Here is a 5206-nt window from a genome sequence, read left to right as displayed (position 1 = left end):
GTGTCGTTCGGGGTGGGCCGGCCCGGGCCGGCCCACCCCGAACGACACGGGAGAATGACCCCATGAGTACTGCCGAGACCGACAGGACCCCCAACGCGGGGAAGAAGGCCAGGGACCTCAACGAGGTCATCCGCTACACCGCCTGGTCGGTGTTCCGCCTGCGCGACGTGCTGCCGGAGGACCGCTCCGGCCTCGCCGAGGAGGTCACCGAGCTGTTCGAGCAGCTCGCCGCCAAGGACGTCGTCGTGCGCGGCACCTACGACGTCTCCGGGCTGCGCGCCGACGCCGACGTGATGGTCTGGTGGCACGCCGAGACCTCCGACGCGCTCCAGGAGGCCTACAACCTCTTCCGCCGCACCCGCTTCGGCCGCACCCTCGAACCGGTGTGGTCCAACATGGCGCTGCACCGCCCGGCCGAGTTCAACAAGGCCCACGTGCCGGCCTTCCTCGCCGACGAGCGGCCCCGCGACTACGTCAGCGTCTACCCCTTCGTCCGCTCCTACGAGTGGTATCTGCTGCCGGACGAGGAGCGGCGGGCGCTGCTCTCCGAGCACGGGAAGATGGCGCGTGGCTACCCCGACGTGCGGGCCAATACCGTCGCCTCCTTTTCGCTGGGCGACTACGAGTGGATCCTCGCCTTCGAGGCCGACGAACTGCACCGCATCGTCGACCTCATGCGGCACCTGCGCGGCTCCGGGGCCCGTCGGCACGTCCGGGAGGAGATCCCCTTCTACACCGGTCGTCGCCGTTCGGTGCCCGAGTTGATCACCGGTCTGGCCTGAGACCCGGGCCGGCCGGGCGCGGCGGCCGGCATGTCCCGCCGCCGCCCCGGCCGTCGTCCGCCCGCCGACCCGTTGGGGGACGACCCGTCACCGGAGGAGCGGCACGAACCCCGGCGCCCCCGTGCCGTTCCCGAGCACGCCCGGCAGCCCTTCGGCGAGGAGCGCGGCCGGACCGGCGACCGCCGTCGGGCCGAAACCGGGGGAACGCGGTTCCGGCCCGGGCTCCGGACCATCCGCCCCCACCGGCTCCGGCTCCGGCTCCGGCTCCCCGGCCACCGGCCGCAGCGGCTCCGGCTCCGCGCGCCCGGCGCACACCGTGTCGCCCGCCGGTACCGAGCCGTCCAGCAGATACGCCCGGATCAGGGCGTCCACACAGGCGTTGCCGCCCGTCACGCCGTGGTTCCCCGCCCCCTCCTCGGCGACCAGCACCGAGCCCGGCAGCCGCCGCGCGACCTCCGACGCGCCCCGGGCGGGCGTCGCCGCGTCCCGGTCGGCCTGCACCAGCAGGATCGGAGGCAGCTCCCCCGGCCCCGCCTGCACGTCCACCGGGCGGTTCTGCGGGCCCGTCCAGTGCCGGCAGGGCAGGTTGAGCCAGGCGTTCTCCCAGGTCTCGAACGGTGCCTGTCGGGCCATCATCGAGTGGTCTGCGTCCCAGCGCTCCCAGGAGCGGGGCCATGGGGCGTCCGAACACTCCACCGTGGTGTAGACGGCGTTGGAGTTCTCCCGCCGAACCATCCCCGCCGGATCGGTGCCCGGGCGGGAGGCGCGCAGCACCGGCTCCGGGTCCCCGGCGGCGAACGCCGCCAGGGCCGCCGCCGCGCCCGGCCAGGCCGCGTCCGCGTACGCCACCGACAGGTACGCCTCGTGCACCTCCTTGGAGCCGACGACTCCCTCCAGCGGCTCGGCGTCCACGGCGTCCAGAAGGGCCTCGAACGCGCGCTGCACGTCCCGCGCCGTCTCCCCGAGACCGTGGGCGTCGTGGTGACGGGCGACCCACTCCTTCCAGTCCGACCAGCGGCTCTCGAAGGCGAGGGATTGCAGGAGGTTGCTGTCGTACCAGATCGTCACCGGGTCGGGGTCGACGACGCTGTCCAGTACCATCCGGCCCACGGCCTCCGGGAAGAGCGTCGCGTACACCGAGCCGATGTAGGTGCCGTAGGAGACACCCAGGTAGTCCAGCCGTTCCCGACCGAGGGCGGCCCGCAACACGTACAGGTCGCGGGCGTTGTTCGGCGTGGTGTGCGCGCCGGCCCACTCGCCCCGGTTCGCCGGGCACCCGGCCGCGTACTCCGCCGCCCGGCGGTCCATCTCCCGCTTGAACTCCTCGGAGGGCGGCCGGGGGACGACCCCTGGGCCCCGCCCGAACAGTTCCGGATCCGTGCACGAGACCGGCGCCGAGGGACCCACCCCGCGCGGGGCCCAACCGACCATGTCGTAGGCCGTGTTCAGGTCCCGCCACACGGGGGCGGCCAACCGCAGCGGGAACAGCGGGAAGGACATGCCGTTGCCCCCCGGCCCACCCGGGTTGTAGAGCAGTGCGCCGCGCCGCTCCTCCGCCGGACCGCTCGCCGTCACCCGGCTGAGGTGCAGGTCGAGGGAGTCCCCCGAGGGGTCGGCGTAGTCGACGGGAACGGTCACCGTTGCGCACTCCACCGGCTCGGGGAGGCGGGTGGCGGGGTCGCAGGGACCCCAGTCGATTCCGGCCCGCTCCGCCCGGTCGGCGGCCAGCCGGGCACCGGCCGCCTCGGCGGGGGAGTCGGGGGCGGTGGTCCCCGGCGCCCGCTCCCGGGCCGTACCGGGCCCCTCGCTCGTCCCGGTCGCCCCGGCGGGGGTGCCGGCGGTTCCGGCCAGCAGCGCCACCGCGATACCGGCCGCCACCGCCATCCCCGTTCGCCGGGGTCGTCGGGTCCGCCCCGCCCCTTCCACCGGTCGGTTCCGCCGTGCCTCGACGCCCTGCGTCACACCCGTTCCCTCCGCCGTGCCGATCGGAGGGCAGATCCTGCCGCCGGCGGGGACGGCCCGGATGCCGCCGCGCCGCCCCGTTCGACCCGATCCCCCCGAACGAGCGACGGGTGCGGGCCCGGCACGTGGCTGGAGAAGAGGGAAACGACGTGGCGACCACATTTCGTCTCCCCGAATCGTCTTCCCAAGGACCCCGGCTTGCCGGTTCGGTTGACGGAAGGAAGACGAAAAGCTCTTTCCTGTTCGGGGAGGCGAGCCACTTTTTGGGTGACGAGAAGAGCAGGGAACTCCGATGTTCAGCCGACTCGGCTGTCAGGATTCACCGAGCTCCACGGCGTGAGGGCCCCGGGGAACCGGGGCCCTCACGAACTTCTGCGCTGGTTCGGCGCGTTCTGGTAGGTGATGCCCCGGATCTGGGGCGATCCCTCCAGCGTGTGCTTCACGGACAGGGTGTTGTCCTCATTGTGCTTGATCTCGGTGTTGTGCGTGGCAGCCGGCGAACCGGAGAAGAATGGCCATACGCCTCCCTGAACGCCCGCCTCGAACCTCGCGACCTCGCTCTGCTCGTACGTGGTGTGGCTGGTCACCGTGATCTCGTAGTCGCTCACCAGGACCAGTTCCGAGAGGCGTCGGGCCAGGGAACCATTCGGCTGGGCGAAGAAGGAATTCCAATCTCCGGCCGTGGCCAGGGGATCCCACACCTTGCTTCCCGTGTTGTTGTAGGCCCGCATGAACTCCGCGCTGTCGAACCAGCCTACCGGGTGTGTTGACAGGATCGCGCTTCGGTCAATGTGCCCTTCGATCGTCATCCTGCTGGAAACAGCTCGTTGATTCAGGTCGTCGTGCCCTTCCCGCTCCGGGACTTGATCCCTGCCGTGAGGGAGGTGTGAACATCTCGCACTTTTGCTGCCGGCCTGAACGAGAATGTTTCTCGCTTGCTTGTGTTTATGGATCGGAATTGTGCGAGGAAGGTGAGGTACTACTGAAGGTACGTGCGTCGTTGCCTGCGTGTGCCATCTTTTTCGAACGTCTCGAGGAAGCGCTCGATTGTCGCGTGTGCTGGGTCCTTCATGTCGCGAGTATGAGTTTTTCGAGCCGGGAACAATGGATTCGATCAAGTCGTGTCAAAATAACAGAGAATTGAACGAGTTGCTTCTTGGTGTGACCCCGGGATTCAAGCCGAGCGGAAGGGGTGAGATTTTTTCGTTTTTTCTGTTATTTTCCCGGTGGGATCTGCGTCGCTGTGAAGTGCTTGTCATACCTGTTTCGGGGGTCTACCGGACCGGACTCCGGAGGATGTCGAGACCGCGAAGCGTTATCCGGGGAGGTCGTGAGTGAGAGCGGGGCCGTGGCGGTACGAAGGCCCATGGGGCGTGATGAGTTCCGGGCGACCTGCAGGGCGGCGTGATCCTCTCGGGCAGCGGTCGGGTACCGTGCGAAAGTGAGGTTCCGTGAACCAGCGGGTCCGGCAGGGACAGGGCGGAGGCGGCTCGTGTTCGAGGACTTCCTCTCCCGGTTGGACGGCCGCCGACGCCTCTCCTTCACCGTTGTGCCCGATGAGGAGCCGGCCCACGGCGAGGCGTGCGAATACGTCATCGCAGCCCACGAGTTCGGCTACCGCGTGACCTCCCATCGGGTGGCACCCAGCGGTGCCTTCCGGCTGGACCTGGTCCGCGACGACCACCCCGCCGCCCGCGAACGCGCGCGGCGCGCCACCGACCGGTTCCGTGACGGGTGTTCCTGGCTCCCGGCTCCCCCCGATCCCTCCGGCTACGCGGTGCATCCCCTGCGGGCGGGGGAGGCCCTCATGGCGCTGTACGAGCACCACCGCTGGTCCCCGCGCGCCCGCCGGGTCACGGCACTCGGGATCACGTTCTTCTTTCTCACCGCGGCCGTGTGGTGCGCGTTGGACGCGGTGTGGTTCCCCTGGTTGACCCTGGCGCTCCTGATCCCTCCGCTACCGGCCGCCCATTGGTACCTGCACGGCGAGCGCCGTGCCGGGAAACCGGCCCGGGAGGAGGCGGCCGTGCTGCGTCGCTACGAGGCACAGTGGAGTCGGGATGAGGGTGCGACGTCCACCGGGGGCGTCCCGCGCCCCTGACCCCGGTCCCGGCGGCCGTGCCGCGTCCGGATGTCGCCGCCCCCTGTCGCCCCGGGGACGGTCTCGGTGATGACCGTGCCGCCAACGGTGCCGGTCGACCCCGGGACCCGGTGTCACCGGCCGGGGTTCGGAGGTCGGCCCCGTGGGTCCCGTGCCCCGCCCGGGGTGGGATCGGCGAGCCCTCACAGCGACCGTCCCGACTCCCCGCACGTCGCCTCGATCACTGCCCCCACTCCCGGAGCGGTGGTCCCGGAGCGGCGCGCTTCCACCCAACTTCTCCTCATCCACGCGGTATTCGGGCTCCGGAAGCGGGCATCCCGTAAGGACGTGACGGCGGAGGGGATACCGTCGGGGGAGGCCG

Annotated in this window: 4 protein-coding genes; 2 read left to right on the top strand and 2 right to left on the bottom strand. The window is 70.7% G+C overall.

All coding sequences use genetic code 11. The features are described 5' to 3' along the window. Window positions 1-62 precede the first annotated feature (62 nt). Window positions 63-782 carry a hydrogen peroxide-dependent heme synthase gene (gene hemQ, locus FNQ90_RS11950; protein ID WP_143620827.1) on the top strand — a complete coding sequence of 240 codons (720 nt, stop codon included), beginning with the start codon at window positions 63-65 and terminating at the stop codon, window positions 780-782. Window positions 783-869: 87 nt separating this feature from the next. Here hemQ and FNQ90_RS11945 read toward each other — a convergent pair whose 3' ends face one another. Together FNQ90_RS11945 and FNQ90_RS11940 are read right to left on the bottom strand one after the other, a co-directional pair. Continuing rightward, window positions 870-2666 carry an alpha/beta hydrolase gene (locus tag FNQ90_RS11945; RefSeq protein ID WP_228471061.1) on the bottom strand — a complete coding sequence of 599 codons (1797 nt, stop codon included), beginning with the start codon at window positions 2664-2666 and terminating at the stop codon, window positions 870-872. A 440-nt stretch (window positions 2667-3106) separates the two neighbouring features. Continuing rightward, complete coding sequence (locus FNQ90_RS11940; protein ID WP_182606355.1) at window positions 3107-3475, bottom strand: hypothetical protein; 369 nt, start codon at window positions 3473-3475, stop codon at window positions 3107-3109. 761 nt (window positions 3476-4236) lie between these two features. On the opposite strand from FNQ90_RS11940, the gene FNQ90_RS11935 reads away from it, so the two are divergent. Further along, window positions 4237-4845, top strand: coding sequence for a hypothetical protein (locus FNQ90_RS11935; RefSeq protein ID WP_182606354.1), 609 nt, complete (start codon window positions 4237-4239; stop codon window positions 4843-4845). The last annotated feature ends 361 nt before the right edge of the window (window positions 4846-5206 follow it).

Source organism: Streptomyces alkaliphilus (assembly GCF_014141535.1).
In the GTDB taxonomy this organism is placed as follows: domain Bacteria; phylum Actinomycetota; class Actinomycetes; order Streptomycetales; family Streptomycetaceae; genus Streptomyces; species Streptomyces alkaliphilus.
Note: the sequence above shows the minus strand (reverse complement) of the source record. Positions and strands in the feature narration are given on the sequence as shown.